This is a genomic window from Streptomyces alboflavus, from assembly GCF_000716675.1.
In the GTDB taxonomy this organism is placed as follows: domain Bacteria; phylum Actinomycetota; class Actinomycetes; order Streptomycetales; family Streptomycetaceae; genus Streptomyces; species Streptomyces alboflavus.
Map to the genome: position 1 here is coordinate 1 of NZ_JNXT01000089.1, position 26,415 is coordinate 26,415.

A 26,415-nucleotide genomic window follows, 5' to 3' on the forward strand; every position below is an offset into this window, starting at 1 on the left:
GCCCGCGCCCGCGTCGGCCCCCGTCGAGCTCCCCCCGCCCGACCGCGTCCCCCTGAGCGTCGACACCCCCTTCGACCTCGCCTCCCTCACCAAGCTCTGCACCACGATCGCCGTCGTGCAGCAGGTGGAGCGCGGCGCCCTCGTCCTCGACGCGCCCGTCGCGCGGTACGCGCCCGAGTGCACGGGCGTCGCCGCGCACGGCATCACGGTGCGGCAGCTGCTCACGCACACCTCGGGGCTGCGGCCCGAACTCCCGCTCTACGAGCTGCCCGACGTGCCCGCGCGGCTGCGGGCGCTGCGTGCCGAGGCGCCCTCCGGCGAGGTGGGCGCGTACGTCTACTCGGACCTGAACATGCTGCTCCTACAGGAGGTCCTGCAGCGGGTCACGGGCCGCCGCCTCGACCGGCTGGTCCGGGACGGGATCACCCGGCCGCTCGGCATGACCGGCACCCGGTTCGGGCCGTGCCCCGGCGCCGCCGCGACCGAGGACCAGCGCCGGCCGTGGGCCAAGGCGGACCGGGGCATGCTGCGGGGCGAGGTGCACGACGAGAACGCGTGGGCGCTCGGCGGCGTGGCCGGGCACGCCGGGCTCTTCGGCACCGCCCGCGACCTGGCCGTGCTGTGCCGGACCCTGCTGAACGGCGGCTCGTACGGCGCCGCCCGGATCCTCGGCCCCGACCACGTCCGTCTGATGCTGGCCGCGCCCGGCCTCGGCTTCGGCGTGGACCAGGCCTGGTTCATGGGGGAACTCGCGGGCCGGGGCGCGGCCGGGCACACCGGCTTCACCGGCACGTCCCTCGTCCTCGACCCCGCCACGGACACGTTCCTGGTGCTCCTCGCCAACACCGTCCACCCCCGGCGGCAGCCCCCCGACAACGGCCCCCGGGTCCGCGCGGCGACGGCGCTGGCGCGGGCGGTGGCGGCGGGGCCCGCGCCCGGGGCCGCCCGGCGCCCCACCACCCCCACGGGCCACTAAACTCACGGGGTGCGCGACCAAGCTTCCCCCGCAGAGACCCTCCGTACCGCCCTCGCGGGCCTCCTGGAGGACCTGCCGCCCAAGGCGGCCGCCCAGGCCGTGGACCGGCTGATCGCGAACTACCGCGGCACCACCCCCACCGGCGCGCCCGTCCTGCGGGACCACGCGGACGTCAGCGCCTACGCCGCGTACCGCATGCCCGCCACCTTCGAGGCCGCCCGCTCCGCCCTCGACGCGCTCGCCGCCGCCGTGCCCGCCGACTGGAGCCCCGCCGGGCACACCGACATCGGCGGCGGCACCGGCGCGGCCACCTGGGCGGTCAACGCCACCTGGCCCGGGGAGCGGCCCGTCACCGTCCTTGACTGGGCCGAGCCCGCGCTCGCCCTCGGCCGGGAGATCGCCACCGCCAACCCGGACCTCGCGCCCGTCCGGTGGCAGCGCGCCCGCATCGGCGCCGCCCTCGACGTGCCGTCCGCCGCGCTCGTCACCGTCTCCTACGTCCTCGGCGAGCTCACGGCCGACGACCGTGCCGCCGTCGTCGACGCGGCCGCCCGTGCCGCGACCGACGCCGTCGTCGTCGTCGAACCCGGCACGCCCGACGGGTACGCCCGTGTCCTCGACGCCCGGGCGCGGCTCATCGACGCCGGGTTCCGGGTCGCCGCGCCCTGCCCCCACAGCGACGCCTGCCCCATCGTGCCCGGCGAGGACTGGTGCCACTTCTCCGTCCGCGTCGCCCGGTCGTCGCTGCACCGGCAGGTCAAGGGCGGCTCCCTCGCCTACGAGGACGAGAAGTTCTCCTACGTCGCCGCCGTCCGCCCCGCCGCCGTTCCCGCCGAGCCCTCGCCCGGCCGGGTCGTCCGCAAGCCGCAGATCCGCAAGGGGATGGTCCTGCTCGACCTGTGCGACGCGGCGGGGGCGCTGCGGCGGGAGACCGTGACGAAGCGGCACGGGGCGCTGTACCGCGAGGCCCGTGACACGCCCTGGGGCGCCCCCTGGCCCCCGGCCGGGACCTAGCCCGCCCGGGAGCCTCCGGGGACCCGGCGGGTCAGGCGGGCCGCAGCCCCGGCTCGCCCGCCTCCACCACGAACGACGCCGCCGTCACGATCGGCGCGCCCGGCGTGGTGACGGCCGACACGGTCTTGAAGTCGGCCCGCGCCTGCCGCCGGTCGAGGCCGACGGTCACATAGCCCCGGCGCCCGTTGTAGAACTTCAGGTGCGGGTTGGCCTTCATGTACGTCTCCCAGTTGGCGGGCCGCTCCGCCCCGTCCTTGCCGCTGGCGATGGACGTGGCGACGATCTCGGTCCCGACGACGTCGGACGACGGGTCGTCGAAGTCGTCCTTGATGTCGAAGGCGTACCCGACGTGTACGTCCCCGGTGAGCACCATCAGGTTGTCGACCCCGGCGGCCTCGGCCCCGGCGAGCACCCGGGCGCGCGAGGCGGCGTACCCGTCCCAGGCGTCCATGCTGACCTTGGCGACGGGGTTGAGGTCGAGCTTGCGCTGGGAGAAGGTGACCTGCTGCGGGACGACGTTCCAGACGGCGCGCGAGCGCCGCCACCCGTCGATGAGCCACCGCTCCTGGCTCGCGCCGGTGATGGTGCGCTTGGGGTCGAGGGACTCGGGCCCGGGCACGTGCGCCCCGTCGCCGTAGGCCTGGTCGGACCGGTACTGGCGGGTGTCGAGGATGTCGAACTGGGCGAGGCGGCCCCAGCCGACGCGGCGGTAGAGCCGCATGTCGGACCCGGTGGGCCGCTGCGGGCGGCGCAGCGGCAGGTTCTCCCAGTACGCGCGGTACGCGGAGGCGCGGCGAAGGAGGAACTCCTCGGGCGGGTTGCCGTTCTCGTCGATGTCGTCGGCGTAGTTGTTCTCGACCTCGTGGTCGTCCCAGGTGACGACGAAGGGGTGGGCGGCGTGGGCGGCCCGCAGGTCGGGGTCGGTCTTGTAGAGCGCGTACCGGCGGCGGTAGTCGTCGAGGGTCTGCGTCTCGCGGTTGAAGACGTCGGGCAGCACGCGGTCGGTGTACTTGCGGGCGCCGCCGACGGAGTTCACGGCGTACTCGTACAGGTAGTCGCCGAGGTGGAAGACGACGTCGACGTCGTCCTCGGCGAGATGTCTGTACGCGGTGAAGTAGCCGTCGTGGTAGGCCTGGCAGGAGACGGCGGCGAGGGTGAGTCCGGTCCGGCCGGCGGCGGGCGGTGCGGTGCGGGTGCGGCCGGTCTCGCTGACCCACTTCCCCGCACGGAAGCGGAAGTAGTACGTCCGGTCGGCGTCGACGTGGTCCACCTCGACGTGCACGGAGTGGTTGAACTCCGGGTGCGCGGGGGCCGTGCCGCGTCTGACGACCCGCCGGAAGCGCGGGTCGCGGGCCAGCTCCCAGTGGACGGTGACGCGCTCGGCGGGCAGGCCGCCGTTCTCCTCGTACGGTCTGGGCGCGAGCCGGGTCCACAGCAGCACGGAGTGCGGCTGCGGGTCGCCGGACGCCACGCCGAGGGTGAAGGGGTCGTCGGACACGCGGGCGGCGTCCATCTCGGCGGCGCCCGCGACCCCGGCGGTCGGCAGGTTGGTGGCGAAGGCGAGGGCGGCGGCCGCGCCGGTTCCGGTCAGGAACCGACGGCGTCCCAAGTGGCGTGCGGCAGCGCGGAGTTCGGGTGCGTGCTGTCCTGCGGGTGTCATGTGCCCCTCCCCTGACGATGGTTGCAAGGTGCATTGGAGTGTCCGGGGGCGACACCCGCCTGTCACGTACACAACAGCCATATGGCGGGCAGATGAGGTCCGTGTGGCGGACCCTCCCGTACGCTGCGGGGCCATGAACGCTGAGCCAACAGCACCGTCGAAGAGCGCCGTGGTCACCGGGGCGGGCTCCGGGATCGGTCGCGCCGTCGCCCTCGAACTCCTCGGTGCGGGCTGGTCGGTGGCGCTCGCCGGCCGCCGCGAGGAGACCCTGCGCGAGACAGCGGCCCTGGCCGGAGGCCCCGCGGCGGACCGCACCCTCTGCCTGCGCACGGACGTCACGTCCCCCGACGACGTGGCGGCCCTCTTCGCCGCCCAGGCCGACCGCTTCGGCCGCCTCGGCCTGCTCTTCAACAACGCCGGTACGTTCGGCCCCCGCGGCACCCCCGTCGAGGAGCTCGACTACGCCGAGTGGCGCCAGGTCGTCGACACCAACCTCAATGGCGCGTTCCTGTGCGCCCAGGCCGCGTTCCGGCGGATGCGGGAGCAGGACCCGCACGGAGGCCGGATCATCAACAACGGCTCCATCTCCGCGCACGTCCCGCGCCCGCACTCCGTCGCGTACACCACCACGAAGCACGCGCTGACGGGCCTCACCAAGTCCCTGTCCCTGGACGGGCGCCCGTACCGCATCGCCGTCGGACAGATCGACATCGGCAACGCCGCCACCGACATGACCGACCGCATGCGCTCGGGGATCCTCCAGGCCAACGGGCAGCTCGCGGTCGAGCCGGTGATGGACGCGGCGGACGTGGCCCGCACCGTGCGACACATGGCGGAGCTGCCGCTGGAGGCGAACGTGCAGTTCGCGACCGTGCTCGCCACGACGATGCCGTACGTCGGACGCGGCTGACGGCGGGCCCGGCGGCGGGCCGCGCGGACCGTGCGTAGGACCGGGCGGGCCGATTGCAGTACGGCGGCGAGGGCTGAGTTCCAGTCATATGCCCGGAGCGGCCTCCGATGTCGTACAACGACGTACTAAGCTCGCTGCTCTCCACGGGAACTTCACATACGGAGCACACCTTGCGCATACGTTCGATGGCCACCGCCGTCCTCGCCGCCACCGCTGTCGCGGCCCCGCTGCTCGTCGCCGCGCCGGCGTCCGCCGCGGCCCACCAGGGCGGCCTGCACCTCGGCTACATCCAGTACGACAGCCCGGGCCGGGACACCGGCTCCAACGGCTCGCGCAACGCGGAGTGGGTGAACATCCACAACAACACCCGCGGCGCCATCCAGCTGAAGGGCTACAAGCTGAAGGACAACACGGGCTTCACGTACACCTTCGGCAGCTACAAGATCGGCGCGGGCAAGACCGTGAAGGTCCGCACCGGCAAGGGCACCAACGCCTCGGGCGTGCGCTACTGGGGCCAGGGCTCGTACGTCTGGAACAACACCAGCGACAAGGCCCGGCTGCTCAAGCCGAGCGGCACGCAGATCGACTCCTGCTCCTGGACGACCCGGGACCACGGGACCAAGAACTGCCACTGAGAAACGTGAGGTGACAGCCGCCGCGCGATCGGGAATGGACCCGGCCGCGCGGCGGTTGTCGTCCGGCATGAGCCCTGACGATCACGCCTCGAACCGCCCTGACGTGCTGCGCTACACCGCCTTCGCCACCGACCCCGCGGGCGGCAACCCCGCCGGTGTCGTCCTGGACGCGAGCGGCCTCGACGACGCGGCCATGCTCGCCCTCGCCGCCGAACTCGGCTACAGCGAGACGGCGTTCCTCACCCCCGGCCCCGCCGTGCCCGACGACGGCGCCCGCTCCTTCACCGTGCGCTACTTCAGCCCCCAGGCCGAGGTCCCCTTCTGCGGGCACGCCACGGTCGCGACGTCGGTCGCCCTCGCGGAGCGCGACGGACCCGGCGACCTGGTGTTCGCCACCCGCGTCGGCGCCGTGCCGGTGCGCGTCACCGAGTCCGACGGCGTGCTGCGCGCGACCCTGACCAGCGTGGAGCCGCACGTCGAGGAGGTCGCGGCGGCCGACGTCGACGAGGCGCTCGCCGCGCTCGGCTGGCGCGCGGACGAGCTGGACCCCGGCCTGCCGCCCCGCATCGCCTTCGCGGGCGCCCGGCACCTGGTCCTCGCCGCCGCCACCCGCGCCCGCCTCGCCGACCTCGACTACGACTTCGACCGCCTGAAGACGCTGATGCTGCGGCTCGACCTGACGACCGTCCAGCTGGTGTGGCGGGAGAGCGCGACGGTCTTCCACGCCCGTGACCCGTTCCCGGTCGGCGGCGTCGTCGAGGACCCGGCGACGGGCGCGGCGGCGGCCGCCTTCGGCGCGTACGCCCGCGCACTCGGCCTGGTCCCCGCCGCCGCCGAACTGACCCTCCACCAGGGCGTGGACATGGGGCGCCCCGGGGTGCTCACGGTGACGCTGCGGGACGGGGACGCGCGGGTGCGGGTCGCGGGGGCGGCGGTGCGCATCCCGGAGTGAGGGGCGCACAGGGCTCCGGGGCGCGCCGGGCGCGCCCCGGAGCGGCGGTCCTACGGCGGACGGGTGTCAGGCCTGGCCCGTACCGGTGTCAGGCCTGGCCCGTCTCGAACCGGGACACCTTGTCGCCGTCGACCGTGAACCGCCACTTCGTACGCATCTCGCCCCAGGTGTCGTTGCGGTAGCTGACCAGGAGCGTGCGCCCGCCGTCTGACTCCGACTCGACGTCCATGTGGCCGTTGGAGGAGAAGATCTCGCGGTCGGTCCAGTCGGCGATGTTCCGGTCGGAGCCGTCGTCGGACATGGTCGCGTCCGGGGTGAGCAGGGCCTCGAAGGCGGCCTTGTCGCCCGCGTTCACAGCGGTCACGAAGGCCCGGACCGTGGGGTCGCCGAGCCGGTTTGTCTGAATGCTCATGCGCCCACGCTCGCACCGGCCCCGTCGCCCCGCCACCCGGGATCGCCCGCGGCCGTGGCAGGCTGCCCCCCATGTCCGACCCGACGCCCGCGCCGCCCCTGCCCGCACCCGACCTGTGGGAGACCGTCGACCGCCTGCACGGCTGGCTCGACTCCCACCGCAGGCACCCGGCCCGCGAGACCCTGCTCCTGCGGATGCTGAAGCTGTCGGAGGAGGTCGGCGAGGTGGCCCAGGCCGTCGTCGGCGCCACCGGGCAGAACCCGCGCAAGGGCACCACGCACACCTGGGACGACGTCGAGTCGGAGCTGTGCGACGTGGTCATCACGGCGCTGGTGGCGCTGCGCACGCTCACCCCGGAGCCGGAGCGCGCGCTCGCGGCCCGGCTGCACGCGGTCGCCGCGCGCTCCACGTCATCGCCGTCGCCGTCGCCTTCGCCGGGGCCCGCTCCCGGTGAAGGCCCCACGCCTGCTCCCGGTCAAGGTCCCACGCCCGCTCCCGCCCAAGACGTGCGCCGCACAGACATGCGCCCCGAGGCCGTACGCCCCGAAGCCGCCGAAATCCAGGAGCGCCCCACCACCTGACGAGTTAGCGTCACCCGCCATGGACTCGAGCACCAGCACGCACACGGGCACCACCGGCACGGCCCCGCACGCCGACACCACCGGCCCCCACGTCACCGACCCCGACGCCGCCCCGCCCCGCCTCACCCGCGTCACCTTCCACGGCCCTCTGTCACAGGAGCGCGCCGACCGCATCGTCCGGCGCGCGGCCGAGCCGCTGGTGCGCGCGGGCGGCGGCACCGTCCTCGACCTCGGCAGCGGCTGGGGCGAGACGCTGCTGCGCGTCCTGGAGGCGGCGCCCGGGTCCACGGGCATCGGCGTCGACCTCAATGAGGAGGACCTGGCGCGGGGCCGCGCGTCCGCGGGCGCGCGCGGGCTCGGTGAGCGGGTCGAGTTCATCGCCGAGTCGGCCACGGACACCGCGCGCGGCCCGGCCGACGTCGTCCTGTGCCTCGGCTCGGCCCACGCCCTGTGCCCGGCCGACGCCCCGCCGCCGTACTCCGCCGACGCCCTGCGCGTCCTGCGCCGCCTGGTCGCGCCGGGCGGACGCGTCGTGCTCGGCGAGGGCTTCTGGCAGCGCACGCCCACGGCCGCCGACCTGGCCGCGCTGTGGCCGGACGCCCGCGCCGACGAGCACCTCGACCTGGGCGGCCTGGCCGAAGCCGCGGTCGCCGCCGGTTTCCGCCCGCTGTGGGTGGAGACGGCGAGCGAGGAGGAGTGGGAGGAGTTCGAGTCCGCGTATCTGGCGGACACCGAGGAGTGGCTGGCCTCGCACCCGCACCACCCGCGGGCCGCGGAGCTGCGCGAGCGCGCCGACCGGCACCGCGCCGGCTTCCTGCGCGGCTACCGCCGGCTGCTCGGCTTCGCGTACCTCACGCTGGCGCCGGTGGCCACGGACTGAGCGGCACGCGCCCGTCCCGCCGGGGCAGCCCCCGCACCGCGCCCCCCGGTCAGTGCCCGAACCACGCCTCGGCCAGCGCGTCGAGCGTCGGTTCGGGCGGCGCGGGCAGCTCGCGCAGGTACCACGGCAGATTGCTGTACACGTGCAGCAGCGTGTACGCGAGGAGCAGGCGCGGCTCGAAGGTGCGGCCGTACGCGGCCATGAACCGGGCGAGCAGCCCGGGCTCCGCGCGCGTGACGAAGAGGCCGACGCCCACGAAGTCGTAGGCGGGGTCGCCGATCATCGCGGGTTCGAAGTCGAAGAGTCCGGTGAGGCGGTGGCCGTCGCCCGGGTCCACCAGGAGGTGCTGGCGCATGAACTCCGTGTGCAGCAGCGCGGGACCGGGCGCGGCGGGCAGCGGGACGGCGTCCAGGAAGGCGGGGATCTGCTCGGCCCAGCTCTCCGGGAGCCCGCGTGCGCGCTGCCGGGCGACGGCGCCCGCGCGCTGCCGCGCGGTGAACTCCCGCCAGTCGCCGGGCCCGAGGACGTCGGCGAGCGGCGCGTGCCCGAGCGCGTGCAGCGCGGCCAGCGTCTCGCCCGCCCGCGTCACCACCCGGTCCTGGTCGGCCGCCGGGATCCGGGGCCACGCCAGGTGCAGGCCCTCGCCGGGCAGCCGGGACATCAGGACGTAGCTCCACCCGTTGACGTACGCCCCGAAGTCGTGCAACTCCGGCGTGGGAACGGGCAGTCGACCCTGTACGTGGCCAAGCACCCGTGCCTCGGTGGCGCCGTCGTCGGCCGCGGCGCCGGGGAAGAGCTTCAGGACGTGCCGCTCCCCCACCGCGTACACGGGCTGGGAGCCCTCGCCGTAGCGTGTGAGGGGCGCGCCCGCGAGGCCGAGCCGGGCGCTCAGGTCCTCGGCGGCGGGCCGCATGACGGCTTCGTCGGGGACGACGGCGTCCCACTCCTCGTCGGTGTCCACGGGGGGCAGCATGATCGGCACGGTAAGGGGCGCGGGCGGGGGCGGCAACGCGATTTCGCCCGGTGCGGGGCCGGTGCGTGGGCGCCGGTGCGCGGGGCGCGGCGGCCGGGCCCGTACGCGGAAGGGTGTCGCGGTCCGCCGTCCGGACCGCGACACCCTCGCACCGTACGCACGCGCCCGGAACCGGGGCCGGGGACTTGATCAGAACTTGAAGGGACCCGGTGTCTGCGCCGACGTGGCGGTGCAGTTCACCGTGATGCCGAAGACGACTATCTTCAGGGAGCTCGCCTCCAGGCTGTCGCCCGCGGCGACGGTGCCGCTCAGCGGACCGGTGGAGACGGGGCTGCCCGCGGGGATCGCGGGGTTGGAGTTGCCGCTGAACGTGGTGGTGCCGGAGCCGTTCTTGGTGAGCGTGAGCGTGGAGTTGACCGCACCGGCGCCGACGTCGATCGGCGCGGTGATCGCCGACGTCGACACCTCGATGGTGGCCGCGGTGCCGTTCTGCGTCGCCTTGAGCGCCGCCGAACCCGAGCCGAACGAGCCGCACTCGAAGCCGATGCTCGCCTCCTGCGGCTCCACCGCGCCCGCGGCCGGAGCGAGGACCAGGGCGCTCACGGCGAGCGCGCCGGCGCCGAGGGCCGAGCCGAGGGCTGATCTGCCATGCCTCATGGGGGCCTGCCTTCAATGGGGGGAGTGTGGGGTGCCCGCCTCGCCGACGGCCGCCGGTGCCCGGCCGCCCGCTGCCCGCTTGCCCGAGGAGCGGCGCGCCCGCCATTACTGACGGTCAGTCAGCGATTTGGGTTGAGGTCATTGAGACACAGGGCCCTTGAGAGAACAAGACACATCCTCATGATTTTTGACATGTCACAGCCAAATCTGGCCATGCGACACACCGCCTCCGGGCCCCGTCGCACGACACCGCCGCCCCCGCCGCGCGGCGCCACCGGGGTGAACCCGGCCACATCCCCCGACATGAACGACCCACGTCCCGAATGAAACACACCAGTGAACGGCTACCATCGCGAACGTCAGACGATATGACCGCGCCGCCGTACCGGCCGTACGGCGGCACCCGGGACCGCCCCGCACCACCCGCGCTCCCGACCCCGTGCCCGACCCGACCCGCCCTGGAGGCCCGCCTTGTCCGAACCGCGCCTGGGTGTGGCCATCGTGACCATGGGCAACCGCCCGAAGGACGTCGACGCCCTCCTCGCGGCCGTGGCCAAACAGGACGTCGCCCCGACCCGCCTGGTCATCGTGGGCAACGGCACCCCGCTGCCGGACTTCCCCGCCTACCCCGGCGAGGTCACGGCGATCGAGCTGGACGAGAACCTGGGCTGCCCCGGCGGCCGCAACGTCGCCCTGGCCCGGCTGCGCGAGTTCGGCGACGTGGACGTGGCCATCGAGCTGGACGACGACGGGCTGCTCGTCGACCCGGACGTCTTCCGCACGGTCCAGCGCCTGTTCGCCGAGGACCCGCGGCTCGGCATCGTCGGCTTCCGCATCGCCGACGAGCGCGGCGAGACCCAGCGCCGCCACGTGCCGCGGCTGCGCGCCAAGGACCCCATGCGCGGCGGCCTCGTCACCTCCTTCCTCGGCGGCGCGCACGCCTTCTCCATGGAGATGCTGGCGCAGACCGGCGACTGGCCCGCGGACTTCTTCTTCACCCACGAGGAGACGGACCTGGCCTGGCGCGCGCTCGACGCGGACTGGAAGGTCCTGTACGAGCCCTCGCTGCTGCTCCAGCACCCGAAGACGTCCCCCGCCCGGCACGCCGTCTACCACCGTATGACGGCCCGCAACCGCGTCTGGCTGGCCCGCCGCCGCCTCCCCCTGCCCCTCATCCCGCTCTACCTGACGGTCTGGACCCTCCTCACCGTGGCCCGCACCCGTTCCGTCGGCGGCCTGAAGGCCTGGGCGGGCGGCTTCGTCGAGGGCTGCCGCACGTCCGGCGGCGAGCGGAAGCCGATGCGGTGGGCGACGGTGTGGCGGATGACGCGGCTCGGGCGCCCGCCGCTGATCTGACGTCGGCCGAAGGGGGCCTCGGCCACCCGGGAGCGCGCGTCGCGGCGTCGCGCGCCAGCCGGGCGACGCCGCACCGTCGCGCCCCTCACGCGCGACGCGTGTCAGGTTCCGGCGCGCCGGATCACGACGTCACCGACCGCGGTGACGGCGCGTACTTCGACTTCCTCGTCGCTCGTCCCCGGACCGTCCGCGGCCGTCATGAGGTTGCGGACCGTGCCCGACTTGGTTCGAACGTCGAGCAGCGCGGCGGTGCCGGGGCGGATGCCGATGTCCACCTGGCCGATCGCGGTACCGAGCACCACCGAGCCGCGCACGGCCTCGCCGATCCGGATACCGCCGTTGGCGGTCTTCGCCTCCACCGCCTCGCACACCTTGTCGACGGAGATCGCGCCGTTGGCCGCGTACACCTTGAGGCTCGCGGCCGCCTCGCCCACCCAGCTGTCGCCGTTGGAGTTCTTGATCGTCGCCGGGCCCGCCAGGGCTCCGATCCGCACCGCACCCGATCCGGTCGCCACCTCGGCCGAGCCTGCCACCTGCTCCACCGTGACGTCCCCGAAGGACGTGCTGAGGACGAGCGAGCCCGTCTGCTCCAAGTGGATGTCGCCGGTGGACGTCTTGAACCGGCACTGCCCCAGCCGACCGCTGCCGCGGAACGCCGCCTTGCGCGCGCTTCCCCTGATGTCCGAACCCGTCGGCAGTCCGATCGTGACGTCGACGGCGCCGTTCTTGCCGAAGAGGCCTCGCTGCGGCGCCTTGACCAGGAGCCTGCCGCCCGCGTACTCCACCCGGGTGCCCTCGGCGGCCTTCACGTCCGTCTCGTTCTCCGGGTCGCTCGGGCGGACCTCGACGAGGGTTTCGGTACGGTCGTCGGCCTCGACGCGGACGCCGCCGTCCGCGATCTCGATCGTTGCGGAGATCGGTTGTGGCGTCTGGAAAACAGGCATGACTGCCCTTCTTGATGGACCGGCTGAGCATCGCCGCTGGCAGGTGGGACGGGGGCTGCGTCGCCCGGCGCGGGAGGGCCGGTCAGTTCACCCAGCCGGTGTAGCGCTGGGTGCCTCGCGGCACACTCTGGTCGGAGCGGTGTGCGCGGTCTTCGAACTCGAGCATCGTGGACGCCGCCCGCACCAGCCAGGCGTTGACCGACAGGCGCTCCCGCTCGGCGGCCTCCTCGATCCGGGCCTTGAGCTGCTCCGGCGGCCGGAAGTTGATGCGGGACGTCGCCCCCTCGTCCCCGTTCGCCGGAACCTTCGGCAGCAAGGGGAGCGATGGCGGCAGTCCGGCGCGCGACCGCCGGTCGTCGGACTCGTCGTCGAACGCGTGGTCCAGGGAGGGCGGCGTCACGACGAACGTCGGGTCGAGGCCACGCAGCCGGATCTCGACCGACCCGGGAGCCAGATCGCGGGTGATCTCGTCCGCGGCGGCCGACAGCGCGTCCAGCAGGGTCAGGCGTGCGGCGGAGGACAGCGGCGCGATGAGGCGCTCGGCGAGCTCGCGCGTCTCCTCGTCACTCGCCTCGGCGGCGACCACGAGCTCTTGCCGCAGGTTGTCGACGTACCGCATGAGTTCCATGGCGCCATCGTCGCACCATCATGGCGCCATTGCAAGCTTTCGTCCAGGTCACAGGGGCTTTGGGCTGGCTCAAGTGGGTCATTTCCCTCCCCACCCGTCCCGTCGACGGGACGGTTCCCCGGCCTTCGGCGCCACGATGACGCCGCCCACTCCCCTGCCCTTACCGGGCTTTCCCGTCCCCCTTCACTCCTCTTCCCCCCTCTTCCCCCCTCTTCTTCTGGCCTCGGCACCGGGGCCAAGGGATGATGGGGATCCAGTGTGTGGGTCGGCCACAGGGGCGCGAGGCGCCGCTGTGGCGCCTGATCGGACGCGCCAGCCGAAGCGGTCTCCGCGCGCCGGCCGACACACCTCCCCGCCGCCGCACCGAGCAGGCGGCGTTACGCCCCGGACCCGCTCGAGCGGCGTCACGGTAGAACCAGCCAATCGCCAGGAGGACGGATGTCCGTTGAGCACCACCAGTCGCCCGAGCTGCTGGGGGACGCCGCCGCCCCTGCCCGCACCGGCTCCGACGAACTGGTCATCCGGGTGGACAAACTGCACTGCGCGGGCTCCGGCGTCTGCGTGTCGGTCGCGCAGCAGGACCTCGCGTTCGGCCCGGACGGCCGGGCGATGGCACTGCACGCGACCACCACGGCCTCCGAGGAACTCTTCGAAGCGGTCGAGATGTGCCCCACCGAAGCGATTCGCGTCCACCGGGCGGCGACGGGCGAACTGGTCGCGCCGCTGGAGTGAGATTCGCCGTCGGGCAACCCGAAGCGCCGGGCAGGGAGACCTGCCCGGCGCTTTTCCGGTTGCGGGCCGCCGCCCACTGCCGGCGGCCCGCGGCTTCCTTCCTCCTTGCTGACTACTGAGTCATCCTGCGCAGACGCGGTCGGCTCTTCTTCGGCTCGGCGGGGATATGGCCGGAGAGCCGGGCGATGGTCGGGTGCTCGAAGATCGTTCTGATCGACACCTCGACCCCCAGGGAACGGCGCAGCCGGCCGATGAGCCGGGTCGCCAGGAGCGAATTGCCACCGAGCTTGAAGAAGTCGTCGTCGATGCCGACCCGGTCGAGGCCCAGAACATCGGCGAACAGCTCACACAACGCCTCCTCCTGGCTGGTACGGCCGCTCCGGTAGCCGCCGCCGTCCGCACCCCCGGCGCCGGGATCGGGCAGGGCCTCCAGGTCGGCCGACGCACCGGACGGCAGCTCGTCCAGCATCACGACGACGGCGGGCACCATGTGTTCGGGCAGCAGTCGGGCCACGTACTCCCGCAGCTCCCCGCCGTCGGCGCCGCCGCCCGGCGAGGGCACGACGTAGCCCACCAGCCGGTCGCTCTCCCGGACGGCGACCACGGTCCGGGACACCGCAGGGTGCGCCGCCAGCACGGCTTCGACGTCGCCCGTCCTGACCTGGTGCCCGTCGATCGTCGCCACGGCGCCCCCGTGTCCGGCGAACTCCACCCGGCCGGCACCGTCCCAGGTGGCCAGATCACCGGTGCGGTGCATCCTGGCCCCGGCCGGACCGTAGGGGTCGGCGACCAGCCGCTGCGCGGTCGGCGCTCCGTCGGCGTGGTAGCCCCGGGGCACCTCGCCGGCGAGGTACAACTCCCCGGTCACGCCCGGCGGTACGGGGCGGAGCGCCGGGCTGAGGACGTAGGCCCTCGTGGTGCCCAGCGGCGAGCCGCCGACCGTCCCGGCCGGTCGGTAGACCTCGACCGTCCGCACGCCGGGAATCCGGTCCCGGACCCGGCCCGCGAACGATCCGCTCCGTACGTCCCCGGTGAGAGCCACGGTGTTCGCCCGGATCGTCTTCGCACACCGGTCCAGCACCTCGGCGAAGAACGGGGCGGACGTGCTGATGACGTCGCCCGCCCAACCGTCCTGGATCAGGTCCGCGGCGTGCGGGGTCACCTCGACGCGGGCTCCGGCGCACAACGCGGCGAGGATCTCGAAGGCCGCCTCGTCCTCGTGGGGCGATGCCGCGAGCAGCCTGGTCCCGGGCGTCAGCTCCGCGCCGGCCGCGAAGCGCCGCGCCGCGTCGGCCAGTGCGCGGTGGTCCAGAGCGATGCCTCCGGAGCTGCCGCCGCGGCCGCGCACGCAGGCCAGGTGCCGCGGGTCCGGCGAGGCCGGGCGCGATCCACCGGTGCCGGTCGGCTCCGGCAGGTCGAGGTCCGCGGGCGTCAGGACGATGTCCGCCCCGGCGACGTCCTGTCGGGCGGGGTCGACCGGCAGGAAGGCGGCTCCGGATCTGACGGTCCCCACCAGCGCGACGGCCAGGTCCACCGAGCGGGGCAGCGCGAGGGCGACGACGGTCTCGGGTCCCGCGCCGCGGCCGGCCAGTTCGACCGCGAGCCGGTCGGCCCGGACGTCCAGCTCCCGGTACGTCAGTGTGTCGGCCCCGTCCGCCACCGCGATCGCGTCGGGGGTCGCCGCCGCCCGGTGCTCGAAGAGCGTGACGGTTGTGTCCTGCGAGGCGGACGCGGCGCCCGCGGGGGCCGCGAGCAGCCGATCGCGTTCGCCCGGCAGCAGCACGTCGACCGTGCCGACCCGCTGGCCGGCGTCCTCGGCGAGCTGGTTCAGGACCGCGTGGAAGCGGGCGGCGACCGCCTCGGCCGTGCCCTTGTCCACCAGTTCGGCGTGGTACTGGACGGTGAACCGGTCGCCTTCGACGATCAGGGTCAGCGGGTAGTTCACGGCGGCGGCCGAGTCGACGCCGGTGATCTCGACCCCGGCCTCCGCCGCTGCCCCGTCGTCCCTCGGCGGATAGGACTGGATCACCACCAACGTGTCGAACAGCGCGGACAGTCCGGTGGCCTGCTGGATCTCGGCCAGGCTGTGGTGATGGTGATCGAGCAGGGCGGTCTGCCGCTGCTGCAGGTCGGTCAGCAGGTCGGTGACCGTGCCGCCGGGAGTGCACTGGACCCGTACCGGCAGGGTGTTGATGAAGATTCCGACCATCGACTCCACCCCGGCCAGGGTGCTCGGCCTGCCCGCGACGGTGGAGCCGAAGACGACGTCCTGCCGGCCGGTCAGGGCGCTGAGCACGAGGGCCCAGGCGCCGTGCACCACCGTTCCGGCCGTGACTCCCAGTTCGGCACGGCAGCGGGCCCACTGCCGGGATTCGTCCGGCGTCAGGGTGAAGTCCACGGCGCCGACGGCCGCGGGCCGCGCCTCGCCCGGGACGAGAGTGGTCGGCCCGTCCAGTCCGGCGAGCTCCGCGGCCCAGACCCGGGAGCTCTCGTCACGGTCCTGACGCGACAGCCACGCCAGGAAGTCCCGGAATCCGCGGGCCGGTTCGAGTGCCGACGGGTCCGGCGCCGCGTAGAGCCGGAGCAGGTCCTGGGCGAGCACCTGCTCCGACCAGCCGTCGAGGAGCACATGGTGGGTGGTGAGGACCAGTTCGGCGCATTCGGGGCTCAGCCGGACCAGGGCCATGCGGAGCAGCGGCGGCTCGGCCCGGTCGAAGCGCGCGGCGCGGTCCTCGCTGAGGAAGCGCCGCAGCTCCTCGTCGCGCGCGCCCTCCGGCAGGTCGCTCAGGTCGATCTCGCGCCACGGCAGCTCGACGCCGTTCACGATGACCTGTACGAGGTTGTCGGTGGAGTCGGTGACGAAGGCGGCCCGCAGATTGGGGTGCCGCTCGAGGACCGCCTGGCCGGCCGCCCGCATCCGGGCGGCGTCGACGTCACCGGACAGGTGGTACAGGGTCTGCATCTGGTAGGTGTCCGGGCCCGTTTCGGACAGCATGGACTCGAACAGCATCCCGGACTGCATCGGGGTCAGCGGCCACACGTCGGCGAGCTGCCCGTAGCGCCGTGTCCAGCTGTCGATGTCGTCGCGGTCGGCCGTGAGCATCGGCTCGGACGTGTCCTCGGCAGCGTACGTCGCCGGATCCGCCGTGCTTGCGGCGAGGGCCAATTCGGCGATGGTCCTCGACTCGAAGATCTGGCGGGTGGTGATCTCGATGCCTCGGGCGCGGGCGCGGATCACCACCTGGATGGAACGGATGCTGTCGCCGCCCATGCCCACGAAGTCGTCGTCGATGCCGACCCGTTCCCGGCCGAGTACCTCCGCGAAGACGTCGGCCAGGGTCTCCTCCTCGGCCGACCGCGGCGCCCGGTACGTGGCACCGGCGAAGCCGGGCTCGGGCAGGCCCTTGCGGTCCAGCTTGCCGTTCGGTGTGATCGGCAGCCGGTCCAGCACGACGAACGCCTTGGGAACCATGAACTCCGGCAGCCGCTCGGCCAGGAAGTCCCGCAGCTTCGACGCCGCCGGAGCCTCTTGGGCCTCCCCGGGGACCACATAGGCGATGAGCCTGCCGTCGCGGGCGACCACCGCCGACTGCCGGATGCCCTCATGGGCACGCAGGACGACCTCGATCTCGCCGAGCTCCACGCGCAGCCCGTTGACCTTGACCTGGAAGTCGCGCCGGCCGAGCATCTCGATCATGCCGTCCGGGGCGAACCGGGCCATGTCCCCGGTGCGGTAGATGCGTTCACCGGTCACATCCGCGTGCGACCAGTCGAGGAACCGTTCGGCGGTGCGCTCCGGCTGGCCGAGGTACTCGCGGGCGAGGCTGACACCTGCCACGCACAGCTCCCCGGTCACGCCCGGCGCCACCGGCTGGAGTGCGTCGTCGAGGATGTACGCCCGCTGGTTGGCGAGCGGACGGCCGTAGGGGATGCTCGCCCAGTCCGGATCGGTCACCTCGACGTCGTAGATCGTCGAGTGGATGGACGCCTCGGTGGCCCCGCCCATCACGATGAAGCGCAACTCGGGCGCGAACACGCGGAGCCGGTCGCACAGCGTGACGGGCACCCAGTCACCGCCGAGCATCGAAAGGCGCAGGCCGGGTATCGGCGCGGCGCCGGTCTGTTCGAGGTGGTCGGTCAGCAGGGTCAGCAGCGCCGGGGCCGAGTGCCAGATCGTGAGGTTCTCGGCGACGATCAGCTCGGCCCAGTGGGCGGGATCCTTCGTCCGGGCCGGGTCGGGGAGCACGACGGTGCCCCCGGCCGTGGTGAGGCCCAGGAACTCGTAGACCGACAGGTCGAAGCTCGGCGAGGACAGGGAGAGGACCGCGTCTCCCGGACCCACGCCGAACCTGGAGTTGAGGTCGGCGAGGGTGTTCATCACTCCGCGGTGGCGCAGCGCGATCGGCTTGGGTGCGCCGGTGGAGCCGGAGCTGTGCAGGATGTAGCAGAGGTCGTCGGGGCCCGAGGTGGGGCCGGGGTTGTGCTCGGGCTGGGCGGTGAGGGCTTCGGCGTCGCGGTCGAGCAGCACCAGCGGGCGGCTTTGGCCCGGGCTCGTCTCGGGCAGGTTCGCCGTCAGATCCGAACGGCTGACCATCACGGCGCAGGACGTGCCGTGCACCATGGTGGCTATGCGCTGGCCGGGGTACTCCGGGTCGAGCGGCACGTAGGAGCCGCCCGCCTTGAGGATGCCGAGCACCGCGACGAGCAGTTCGGGCGAGCGGTCGAGGCACAGGCCCACGCGCACGTCCGGACCGACTCCGAGGGCGATCAGGCGGTGGGCCAGGCGGTTGGCCTCGCGGTTGATCTGCCCGTACGTCCGCCGCTCGGTGCCGCGCACCACGGCGACGGCGTCGGGTGCCCGGTCCGCCTGGATCTCGAACGCCTCGTGCAGGCAGACGTCGTTCGGCAGGTCGGTCCCGGTCTGGTTCCACTCCACGAGCATGCGTCGCAGCTCCACGCCGGTCAGCAGCCGCAGTCGGGCCACGGGCCGGTCGGGGTGGGCCGCTCCGTCCTCGACGAGGGTCCGGTAGTGGTCGAGCAGCCGCGCGGCCGTGGTCGCGTCGAAGAGCCCGGCGTCGTAATGGAGTTCCAGGGCGTGGCCGCCCTCGGTGTCCTCGCGGACGACCAGCTGAAGCTCGTGCGTGAGGCCCGCGGCGGTGTCGCCGGGAGCCGCGAAGCGGATGCCGACGGACGTGGGCCCGGCCTGCGGGACCAGGTCGGCCGTCCAGCGGTGGGCCAGCTCGTCCAGCGTCGACTCACCGACGCCGAGAAGGCGCACCTGTTCGGTGCGGCCCGCGGCATCCGTGCGGTCGAAGCTGATCTGGTCCTGGCCGGTGTAGCGGAAGAGGAGTGCGGCGAAGCCGGCGAGGAGCACGTCCGGTGTCTGCGGTACGCGCAGTTCGGCCCGGGCCGTGTCCGGGCTCCGGGTCGGTACGCCCGCTTGGCGCCGCCGATCCGTCGGCAGCAGCACCATGGGCCATTCGGCGGTGACTGGGGAAAGCGCGTGATTCACTGTCCGGCTCCGAGGTCAGGGGCGTCATCGGTGAGAGGAGAAAAAGAAGTGATAAGTCCCGTTCATTCCGGGACTTATCACTTGTCCCTGAGGGCAGCTCAGTTGGTGAGCACCGGCATGGAGTGCATGCCGAGCATCTCGGGAGAGGGGAAGAACTTCGGCGGGTTGTCCGGGTCGGCACTCAGGTTCGGGAAGCGGTCCATCAGGGCGTTGAACGCGATCCGTCCCTGCATCCGGGCCAGGTGGGCACCCAGGCAGTAGTGGGTGCCGCGGCCGAAGGCGAGCTGGGGGTTGGGCGAACGCTTGAGGTCGAACACGTTCGGGTTGCTGAACTGCCGCGGGTCACGGTTGGCCGCCGCGAGCCACGCCACCACGTACTGGTCGGCGGGGATGGTCTTCCCGGCGAACTCCACCTCGCGGCTGGTGGCTCGATAGGTCGCCGCGGTCGGGGTGAACCACCGGAGCGCCTCCTCGATCATGCCCGGTATGAGCGACCGGTCCGCGCGCACCCGCGCGGCCTCCTCCGGGAGGTGGTCGAGGACCAGCATCGTGTCGCCGATGAGCACCGTGCCGGTGAGGTAGCCGGCGCCGAGCATGACCATCGTGAAGTTCACGGACTCGTTGTCGCTCAACTGCGTGCCGTCGTGACGCTTCATGTTGACGATCACGCTGAGCAGGTCCTCGCCCGGGTTCTTCCGGCGGTCGGCGATGTGCTCGAGGAGGTAGTCGCGCAGGGGCTGGATGTGCTTGATCTGGGCTTCGACGTAGCCCTCGCCGCCCTGGTCGACCGTGGAGACCTTGACCTCGCTGTCGAGGCCCTTGTCCACCAGCTTGAAGAGCTCCCGCTCACTGCTCGGGACGCCCAGCATGTCGCAGAAGAGGTTTCCGGACAGGGGCTCCGCGAAGTCGGCGATCAGCTCGAAGCTGTCCTTGCCCTCCACGGCGTCCAGCAGGTCAGCGGCGTCCTTCTCGAGCCGCGCCTCCAGCTTGGCGAGCGCCGACGGCTTGAACATGCGGTCGGCCTGCTTGCGCAGACTCGCGTGCTCGGCCCCCGTCATCCCCGAGAGGTCGCCCTCGTAGTACTGCGCGCCGGCCGCGGCGTCGGGCAGCAGCCGCACCGCGTCGGACGAGAAGGTCTCGTGGTCATTGAGGATTTCAACGGTCTCGGGATATCCGTACACGTTCCATACGCCGAGCTTCTCGTCGTACGAGACAAGCTCCTCGGGCTGCTTGTCGCGCAGCCAGAAGAACTCGTCGTTGAGACCCCAGCGGTCAGCGATGTTGGTCATCGATTCTCCAGTTGAACGAATGATGCGAGTGATGCGAGTGATGCAAGTGCGAGGGTGATCCGAATTCCCTGTACCGCACGCGCTAGCGGACGCGCAGGGGAAGCGACTTGGCGCCGATCATGTCCGGCGAGGGGAAGAACGAGGGCGGGTTGTCCGGGTCGGTGCCCAGCTCGGCATAGCGGTCGAGAAGGATGTTCATGGCGATCCGGCCCTCCGCGCGGGCCAGCGGGGCACCGATGCAGAAGTGCACGCCGTGGCCGAAGCTCAGGTGGGGATTGGGATCGCGGGTCACGTCGTAGACGTCCGGGTCGCGGAACTTGGCGGGGTCGCGGTTGGCGGCGCCCGGCCAGATCATGACCACCTTCTCCTCGGGAATGACCTGCCCGCCGAGCTTCACCTCGGTGGCCGACCGCCGGGTGAGCGCCGCGGACGGCGTGAGCACGCGCAGCCCCTCCTCCAGGGCGCCCGGCACCAAGGACCGGTCCGCCCGCACCCGGGCGAACTGCTCGGGGTCGTTGTCCAGGCAGACCAGCGTGTTGCCGAGCAGCATCGTGGTCGTGATGTGCCCGGTGAACAGCAGGATGTTGGCGATGTTGATGATCTCTTGGTCCGTCAGGCGCGTGCCGTCCTGCTCCGCCGCGACCAGGCGGCTGATCAGGTCCTCACGGGGCGTACGGCGGCGGTCGAGCACCTGCTCGCGCATGTAGTCCACCAGCGCCTTGACCCGCTCGACGGCGGCGTCGGCCTGCGCCTGCGCGTCGTCTCCACCGCTGATCAGCGCGGCCCCGGTGGTGCCCTCGATGACCGCGAACGCGATGTTCTTGAAGAACTCGCGGTCACTGGCCGGGATCCCGAGGAGTTCGGAGATGACGATGACCGGCAGCGGATACGCCAGGTCCGCGACCAGGTCCAGCTGGCCCTTCCCCGTCGCCTCGTCGAGCAGGTCCTCGGTGATCTTGCCGATCCGGGACTCCAGTTCGGCGATGACGCGCGGGGTGAACCCGTGGCTGACCAGCTTGCGGTACCTGGTCTGCTCCGGCGGGTCCAGCTGCGACATGTCGCCCTGGCTGTACACGTCGTCCACCTGCACCGAGAAGAGGTGCGCGGTCTTGGAGGAGAACGTCTTCGGTTGGGTGAGGACCTCGAAGACCTCCTGGTAGCCGTAGACGTGCCAGACGCCCGTCTCTTCGTCGAGCTGCACCGTCTGGTCGGGCCGGACACCTCGCAGCCACTGGTGACCGGGGTGGATGTTCCACCGCTCTACAACGCTCGTCACGATTGGTCTCCCTCGCTCTTTCCTGTACGCCGCTCGCCCGGGCCGTCCCCGGCGAGCTCGCGGCTGAGGATCCTGCAGATGTCGGCGGCAGGTCCTGGCAGATACATCTCGTCGTGCGTGGTCTCTATCTCGTGCTGGCGGATCTCCCCCTGGACGAACGGCAGCCACCGCTCCGTGAACGACTCCTCCGGGTTGGGCACCGCCCGGAAGAACAGGACGTCACCGCGGTAGACGGGGGAGGTGAAGCCCGCCATCAGTCGTGCCTGGTTGGCGAAGACGGACACCGCGTTCTCCACGAACTCCTCGTACTGCTCGGCGTTGTCGGCGTTGTTGGCGCTGCCGACGCCCACGAGACCGGACAGCTGCTCACGGAAGTAGGTGCGGAACTCGTCCCCGCTCGGCGGCTCGTCACCGCCCGCCAGATCGGCGCTGGGCACGCTGTCGAGCAGGGCGAGGAGAGCCACCTCGTGTCCGCGCCGCTGCAACTCCGCGGCGATGGCGTGGGCGAGGGTGCCTCCGATCGAATAGCCGACGAGGTGGTAGGGCCCCTCGGGCTGGACGGCGAGGAGTTCGCCGACGTAGTCGGCGACCATGTCCTCGATCGACCCGGGCAGGGGCGTCCCGCGGTGGAAGCCCTTGGCCTGGAGGCCGTAGATCTCCCGGTCACGTGGCAGCCGGGAGGCGAATCCCAGGTAGGGCCAGCAGGTCCCGCCACCGGACTGGACGAACCACAGCGGCTTCCTGGTGGCCGTGCCCGTCCTGATGGGCAGCAGCGGCGCGAACGGATCCGCGGACTCGTGCGCACCGCCGCCCGCCTCCAGCCGGTCGAGCCAGGCGGCGAGTTCGGCCACCGACGGTGACTCGAACACCACCCGGATCGGCAGGTCCACCCCGTGCTCGGCGCGCACGCTCGCCATCAGCCGGGTGACCAGCAGCGAGTGCCCACCGAGCGTGAAGAAGCTGTCGTCGATCCCGACCCGGTCGAGCCCCAGGACCTCGCCGAACAGTCGGCAGAGGCTCTCCTCCCGTGCCGTCCGCGGAGCGCGGCCGGTCGATCCGCCCGCGTAGTCGGGTGCAGGGAGCGCCTTCTTGTCCAGCTTCCCGTTCGGCGTCAGTGGCAGCTTGTCGATGAGCATCACCGCGGACGGCACCATGTGGTTCGGCAGCCGCTCCCGCAAGTAGTCACGCACCCGGGCCAACAACTCCTCGTCCGTGGCCGTGGCGTGCGCGTCGGTCCGTTCACCGACGGGCACCACGTACGCCACCAGGCGCCGATCGCCCTGCCTGTCGTCCACCACCGTCGCGGCCCGCTCGATCTCCGGGTGCGCTCGCAGCGCCGCGTCGATCTCGCCGAGCTCGATCCGGAAGCCGCGGATCTTCACCTGGTCGTCGACGCGGCCGAGGAACAGCAGGTCTCCCGCCGGGGTCTGCCGGACGACGTCACCGGTCCGGTACATGCGCTCGCCGGGTCCGCCGAACGGGTTGGCCACGAAGCGCTCCGCGGTCAGGCCCTGCCGGCCGACGTAGCCGCGCGCCAGTCCCGAACCCGCGATGTACAGCTCACCCGGAACCCCCCTGGGCACCGGCCGCAGAGCCGCGTCGAGAACGTGCAGCTGCGTGTTCACGATGGCCCGGCCGATGCTGAGCGGACCTCCGTCGACCTCCAGCGGGGCACTCATGGTGGCGCAGATCGTGCTCTCCGTGGGCCCGTAGATGTTCACCATCCGGCGGCCGGGAGCGAACGCGGCCACCAGCTCCGGCGGCGTCATCTCGCCCCCGACCACCAGGGAGACCACGGTGGACAGGGACTCGGCGGGCATCGCGGCGAGCAGCGCCGGCGGAATCATCGCGTGCGTGACCCCGTGTGCGGCGATCGTCTCGGCCAGCGGCACGCCCGCGGAAAGCCGCTCCCTGTCCGCGAACACCAAGCTCGCCCCGGACAGCAGGGCCGTGAACATCTCGGCGAGCGAGACGTCGAAGCTCGGTGAGGCGAGCTGCAGCATCCGACTTTCCGGGGTGACGGCGAGCCGCTCCACGTGTGCCTCCACCACGGCGGCGACCCCGCGATGGGTGACGGCCACGCCCTTGGGGCGGCCCGTCGAACCCGAGGTGTAGATGACGTACGCCGTGTGGTCCAGGCTCACGTCGGGCAGTTCGACCGCCTCGGCCGGGCCGACGGGCATCTGGTCGACACGCAGCTCGTCGAGGCCGTGTCCGGCGAGCACCGTGGTGGTCGTGGCGTCCACCACGGCCAGACAGGCACCGCTGTCCTCGATCATGTGCGCGATCCGCTCGGCCGGGTAGGCGACATCGATCGGCAGGTACGCCGCGCCCGCCCGTGCCACGGCGAGGATCGTCACCGGGAGCTCCGGCGAGCGGCGCAGCGAGACGGCCACCACCGACTCCGGGCCGATGCCACGCCGTGCGAGCTCGTACGCCAACTGGCTCGCCCGGTAGTCGATCTCCCCGTACGTGAGGGCCTGCTCCTCGAAGGCCACCGCGAGCGCGTCCGGTCGCGCGGCGACCTGACGCGCGAACAGCTCGGCGATGCTCAGCTCGGGCGCGGTCGGCTCCGGCGCTCCCGCCGCGGCCGGCACCGTCGCCACCCGTCCGACGGGCACGTGCGGGTCTTCCGCCAACTGTGTGAGGACTCGCACGAGTTGGGCGACCACCCGGTCGGCCTCCGACCGCTCGAACAGCTCCGGCTGGTACTGCATGACGAGCCGGAGGTCGGGGTCGGCCACCGCGGCGATGCCGAGCGAGTAGTGCGTGCCGTTCTCGGTCCTCGCGGCGTCGACAGCGAGCCCGTCGGCGGCGTCCGTCGCGGCGATGCTGCCGCTGTCGACCGGATAGGACTCGAAGACGGTGACGGTGTCGAACAGGGTGTTCATCGACACGGCCCGCTGGATGCCGGCGAGGCCGTAGTGGTGGTGGTCGAGCAATTCGGCCTGGTTGTTCTGCAGGTCGGTCAGCACCTTGCCGAGGCTGTCCCACGGGGACATGCGCACCCGCACGGGCAGGGTGTTGATGAAGAGGCCGACCATCTCCTCCACACCCGGTATCGCGGGCGGGCGGCCCGACACAGTGGTGCCGAACACCACGTCCGAGCGGCCGGTCAGGCAGCCCACCACCACCGCCCAGGCGCCCTGCACCAGGGTGTTCAGGGTGACGCCCAGTTCAGCGGCCCGCCGGGACAGTTCACGGGACGTGTCCAGCGGCAGCGGCACGTCCAGCTCCGCCGCCTGTCCGGAGGCCGTGGCGGACTCCGCGCCCTGGGGCGCCACCAGCGTGGGTTCGTCGATCCCGTCGAGTGCGGTCGCCCAGGCGCGCGCCGAGGCCTCGTCGTCCTGCTCGGACAGCCAGCCCAGGAAGTCCCGGTACCCGCCCCGGGTCCGGGGCAGCGCCGAGTCGTCCGCGCCGGAGTGGTAGAGCCGCAGCAGATCCCGCATCAGCAGCCCCAGCGACCAGCCGTCCAGCAACGAGTGGTGCGAGGTCAGGACGATCTCGGCCTCCTCGGGGCCGGTCAGCACCAACGACAGCCGCAGCAGCGGCGGCGTGGCCGGGTCGAACCGGGCGGCCTGGTCCGCCGCCAGGAAGCGGGCCAGCTCCTCGGCACGCTCGTCCGCGCTCCGGTCACGCAGGTCGACCTCGTGCCACGGCAGGACGACGTCCTCGAGCACGAGCTGCACGCGATCGCCGGAGGCACGGCTGGCGAAGGCGGTGCGCAGGTTGGCGTACCGGTCGAGCAGGGCCTGGCCCGCCGCGCGCATCCGGGCCGGGTCCACGACGCCCGACACGTGGTACTGCACCTGTACGTGGTAGGGGTCGTACGCGGCACCGGCCAGCATGGACTGGAACAGCAGCCCGGCCTGCAGGGAGGTCAGCGGCCAGATGTCGGTGAGCCCCGGGTACTGCCGCTCCCAGGCCTCGATCTCGCTCTGTTCGACCGACACCAGGGAGATGTCGGAGGGGGTCAGGCCGCCCGCGCCCTGCTCGGCGGCGTGCCGGGCCAGGCCCGTGAGGGCGTTCAGCCAGAGGTCGGCCAGCTCCTGCACCTCTCCCGCCGACAGCACCCCCTCCGGAGCGCCGAACACGGCGGTCAACTGCGGCCCGTCCGCGGTGTCGCTCACCACGGCGTTGATCTCCAAGGAGGCCATGGCGGGCATGTCGGCGGGGGCCGCGATCAGCTCGGCCGTACCGGCAGCGGAGGTGAAGCCGAGTCCGCGGAGGTGTTCCGGCATGTCCGTGGTGGAGAACCGGCCGAGGTAGTTGAAGGAGATCTGGCCGGTCTCGTGCTGCCGGAGGACCTCCGCGGTCTCCTGGTTCAGGTAGCGCAGCAGTCCGTAGCCGATGCCCTTGTCGGGGATGGCGTGCAGCTGCTCCTTGACCGCCTTGACGGCCGTGCCCGCCGCCGCCCCGCCGCCGAACGCGTCCTGGAGATCGACCCCGGCGACATCGAGGCGGACGGGGAAGACGCTGGTGAACCAGCCCACCGTGCGCGACAGATCCGCACCCGGTACCACTTCCTCCTCACGGCCGTGACCCTCCAGCTTGACCAGCAACGACCGCTCATCGACGCCCCGGACGTGCCGCCAGTGCGCGACCGCCAGCGCCAGCCCGGTCAGGAGGCCGTCGTTGACTCCGCCGTGGAAGGCCGCGGGCAGAGTGGTCAGCAGGGTCTCGGTCACCGGGGCGGGCAGTTCGACCGTGAGCCGCCGCACCGTGGAGCCCACGTCGGTGGCGGGGTCGAGCGGGCGGGAGCCAAGGAGCGGATCGGGCCCCTCCACCTGGGACCGCCACAGCGGCAGTTCGGCCACCCGGCCCGGTGCGGACGCCTCCTCGGTCAAGGCGTGCGACCACCGCCGCACCGAGGTGCCGACCTCCGCGAGCACGGGAGTCTTCCCGGCCCGCACCTGCTCCCAGGCGGAAGCGAGGTCAGGCAGCAGGATGCGCCAGGAGACGCCGTCGATCACGAAGTGGTGCAGCACGATCATCAGCCGGCCCGCACTCCCGGCACCCGCGTCGAAC

Annotated in this window: 19 protein-coding genes; 9 read left to right on the forward strand and 10 right to left on the reverse strand. The window is 72.6% G+C overall.

Annotation, left to right across the window (positions count from 1 at the left end):
• Positions 1–976: serine hydrolase domain-containing protein (locus OO63_RS38400; RefSeq protein ID WP_033264874.1), on the forward strand; the 976-nt coding region annotated here is incomplete at its 5' end.
• 9 nt (positions 977–985) lie between these two features.
• Positions 986–1,990: a small ribosomal subunit Rsm22 family protein gene (locus OO63_RS38405; RefSeq protein WP_030362273.1), complete on the forward strand. Its 1,005-nt coding sequence runs from the start codon at positions 986–988 to the stop codon at positions 1,988–1,990.
• Positions 1,991–2,021: 31 nt separating this feature from the next.
• Here OO63_RS38405 and OO63_RS38410 read toward each other — a convergent pair whose 3' ends face one another.
• Positions 2,022–3,650, reverse strand: a complete 1,629-nt coding sequence (locus tag OO63_RS38410) for an alkaline phosphatase D family protein (protein ID WP_030362274.1) — start codon at positions 3,648–3,650, stop codon at positions 2,022–2,024.
• A 133-nt stretch (positions 3,651–3,783) separates the two neighbouring features.
• Here OO63_RS38410 and OO63_RS38415 point away from each other — a divergent pair, with 133 nt between their 5' ends.
• The 3 genes from OO63_RS38415 (at position 3,784) to OO63_RS38425 (ending at position 6,147) form a co-directional block, all read left to right on the forward strand.
• Positions 3,784–4,560 (forward strand): SDR family oxidoreductase, encoded by a 777-nt coding sequence (locus tag OO63_RS38415; protein WP_030362275.1) that lies wholly within the window; start codon positions 3,784–3,786, stop codon positions 4,558–4,560.
• A 170-nt stretch (positions 4,561–4,730) separates the two neighbouring features.
• Positions 4,731–5,195 carry a lamin tail domain-containing protein gene (locus tag OO63_RS38420; protein WP_030362276.1) on the forward strand — a complete coding sequence of 155 codons (465 nt, stop codon included), beginning with the start codon at positions 4,731–4,733 and terminating at the stop codon, positions 5,193–5,195.
• Between the two features lie 67 nt (positions 5,196–5,262).
• Positions 5,263–6,147, forward strand: coding sequence for a PhzF family phenazine biosynthesis protein (locus tag OO63_RS38425; protein ID WP_030362277.1), 885 nt, complete (start codon positions 5,263–5,265; stop codon positions 6,145–6,147).
• 88 nt (positions 6,148–6,235) lie between these two features.
• Here the strand turns inward: OO63_RS38425 and OO63_RS38430 are convergent, their stop codons facing one another.
• Entirely contained in the window at positions 6,236–6,559 is a 324-nt protein-coding gene (locus tag OO63_RS38430) for a nuclear transport factor 2-like protein (RefSeq protein ID WP_030362278.1), read from the reverse strand.
• Between the two features lie 71 nt (positions 6,560–6,630).
• On the opposite strand from OO63_RS38430, the gene OO63_RS47870 reads away from it, so the two are divergent.
• Together OO63_RS47870 and OO63_RS38440 are read left to right on the forward strand one after the other, a co-directional pair.
• On the forward strand, positions 6,631–7,140 hold the full coding sequence (locus tag OO63_RS47870; RefSeq protein ID WP_397622217.1) for a MazG-like family protein: 510 nt from the start codon (positions 6,631–6,633) through the stop codon (positions 7,138–7,140).
• A gap of 19 nt (positions 7,141–7,159) precedes the next feature.
• A complete protein-coding gene (locus OO63_RS38440) occupies positions 7,160–8,020 on the forward strand; it encodes an SAM-dependent methyltransferase (protein WP_078619630.1) in 861 nt (286 codons plus the stop codon).
• A gap of 49 nt (positions 8,021–8,069) precedes the next feature.
• Here the strand turns inward: OO63_RS38440 and OO63_RS38445 are convergent, their stop codons facing one another.
• A complete protein-coding gene (locus tag OO63_RS38445; protein ID WP_030362281.1) occupies positions 8,070–8,993 on the reverse strand; it encodes a phosphotransferase family protein in 924 nt (307 codons plus the stop codon).
• A gap of 189 nt (positions 8,994–9,182) precedes the next feature.
• The gene (locus tag OO63_RS38450; protein ID WP_030362282.1) at positions 9,183–9,650 is read right to left on the reverse strand and encodes a hypothetical protein; all 468 of its coding nucleotides are present in this window, start codon (positions 9,648–9,650) and stop codon (positions 9,183–9,185) included.
• Between the two features lie 471 nt (positions 9,651–10,121).
• Between OO63_RS38450 and OO63_RS38455 the strand changes: the two genes are divergently transcribed.
• The gene (locus OO63_RS38455) at positions 10,122–11,006 is read left to right on the forward strand and encodes a glycosyltransferase family 2 protein (RefSeq protein ID WP_030362283.1); all 885 of its coding nucleotides are present in this window, start codon (positions 10,122–10,124) and stop codon (positions 11,004–11,006) included.
• Positions 11,007–11,107: 101 nt separating this feature from the next.
• Here the strand turns inward: OO63_RS38455 and OO63_RS38460 are convergent, their stop codons facing one another.
• Both OO63_RS38460 and OO63_RS38465 read right to left on the reverse strand, forming a co-directional pair.
• Positions 11,108–11,950, reverse strand: coding sequence for a DUF4097 family beta strand repeat-containing protein (locus tag OO63_RS38460; RefSeq protein ID WP_030362284.1), 843 nt, complete (start codon positions 11,948–11,950; stop codon positions 11,108–11,110).
• Between the two features lie 82 nt (positions 11,951–12,032).
• The gene (locus OO63_RS38465) at positions 12,033–12,578 is read right to left on the reverse strand and encodes a hypothetical protein (RefSeq protein ID WP_030362285.1); all 546 of its coding nucleotides are present in this window, start codon (positions 12,576–12,578) and stop codon (positions 12,033–12,035) included.
• A 438-nt stretch (positions 12,579–13,016) separates the two neighbouring features.
• On the opposite strand from OO63_RS38465, the gene OO63_RS38470 reads away from it, so the two are divergent.
• On the forward strand, positions 13,017–13,310 hold the full coding sequence (locus OO63_RS38470; RefSeq protein WP_051811621.1) for a ferredoxin: 294 nt from the start codon (positions 13,017–13,019) through the stop codon (positions 13,308–13,310).
• Between the two features lie 112 nt (positions 13,311–13,422).
• On the opposite strand, the gene OO63_RS38475 is transcribed toward OO63_RS38470, so the two are convergent.
• The 4 genes from OO63_RS38475 to OO63_RS38490 all read right to left on the reverse strand — a co-directional run bounded on the left by OO63_RS38475 (position 13,423) and on the right by OO63_RS38490 (position 26,381).
• The gene (locus tag OO63_RS38475; protein ID WP_030362287.1) at positions 13,423–18,783 is read right to left on the reverse strand and encodes a non-ribosomal peptide synthetase; all 5,361 of its coding nucleotides are present in this window, start codon (positions 18,781–18,783) and stop codon (positions 13,423–13,425) included.
• Positions 18,784–18,920: 137 nt separating this feature from the next.
• Entirely contained in the window at positions 18,921–20,111 is a 1,191-nt protein-coding gene (locus OO63_RS38480; protein ID WP_030362288.1) for a cytochrome P450, read from the reverse strand.
• An 82-nt stretch (positions 20,112–20,193) separates the two neighbouring features.
• The gene (locus tag OO63_RS38485) at positions 20,194–21,387 is read right to left on the reverse strand and encodes a cytochrome P450 (RefSeq protein WP_030362289.1); all 1,194 of its coding nucleotides are present in this window, start codon (positions 21,385–21,387) and stop codon (positions 20,194–20,196) included.
• Positions 21,384–26,381 carry a non-ribosomal peptide synthetase gene (locus OO63_RS38490; RefSeq protein WP_051811623.1) on the reverse strand — a complete coding sequence of 1,666 codons (4,998 nt, stop codon included), beginning with the start codon at positions 26,379–26,381 and terminating at the stop codon, positions 21,384–21,386. The genes OO63_RS38485 and OO63_RS38490 overlap by 4 nt, the downstream gene beginning before the upstream one ends.
• Positions 26,382–26,415 lie beyond the last annotated feature (34 nt).

Excerpts from the sequence above, each read along its gene's own strand:
- OO63_RS38415 (WP_030362275.1), top strand. The coding sequence starts at position 3,784 with ATGAACGCTGAGCCAACAGCACCGTCGAAGAGCGCCGTGGTCACCGGG.
- OO63_RS38470 (WP_051811621.1), top strand. The coding sequence starts at position 13,017 with ATGTCCGTTGAGCACCACCAGTCGCCCGAGCTGCTGGGGGACGCCGCC.
- OO63_RS47870 (WP_397622217.1), top strand. The coding sequence starts at position 6,631 with ATGTCCGACCCGACGCCCGCGCCGCCCCTGCCCGCACCCGACCTGTGG.
- OO63_RS38410 (WP_030362274.1), bottom strand. The coding sequence starts at position 3,650 with ATGACACCCGCAGGACAGCACGCACCCGAACTCCGCGCTGCCGCACGC.
- OO63_RS38490 (WP_051811623.1), bottom strand. The coding sequence starts at position 26,381 with ATGATCGTGCTGCACCACTTCGTGATCGACGGCGTCTCCTGGCGCATC.
- OO63_RS38425 (WP_030362277.1), top strand. The coding sequence starts at position 5,263 with ATGAGCCCTGACGATCACGCCTCGAACCGCCCTGACGTGCTGCGCTAC.
- OO63_RS38480 (WP_030362288.1), bottom strand. The coding sequence starts at position 20,111 with ATGACCAACATCGCTGACCGCTGGGGTCTCAACGACGAGTTCTTCTGG.
- OO63_RS38460 (WP_030362284.1), bottom strand. The coding sequence starts at position 11,950 with ATGCCTGTTTTCCAGACGCCACAACCGATCTCCGCAACGATCGAGATC.
- OO63_RS38475 (WP_030362287.1), bottom strand. The coding sequence starts at position 18,783 with ATGGTGCTGCTGCCGACGGATCGGCGGCGCCAAGCGGGCGTACCGACC.
- OO63_RS38465 (WP_030362285.1), bottom strand. The coding sequence starts at position 12,578 with ATGGAACTCATGCGGTACGTCGACAACCTGCGGCAAGAGCTCGTGGTC.
- OO63_RS38430 (WP_030362278.1), bottom strand. The coding sequence starts at position 6,559 with ATGAGCATTCAGACAAACCGGCTCGGCGACCCCACGGTCCGGGCCTTC.
- OO63_RS38445 (WP_030362281.1), bottom strand. The coding sequence starts at position 8,993 with ATGCTGCCCCCCGTGGACACCGACGAGGAGTGGGACGCCGTCGTCCCC.
- OO63_RS38450 (WP_030362282.1), bottom strand. The coding sequence starts at position 9,650 with ATGAGGCATGGCAGATCAGCCCTCGGCTCGGCCCTCGGCGCCGGCGCG.
- OO63_RS38440 (WP_078619630.1), top strand. The coding sequence starts at position 7,160 with ATGGACTCGAGCACCAGCACGCACACGGGCACCACCGGCACGGCCCCG.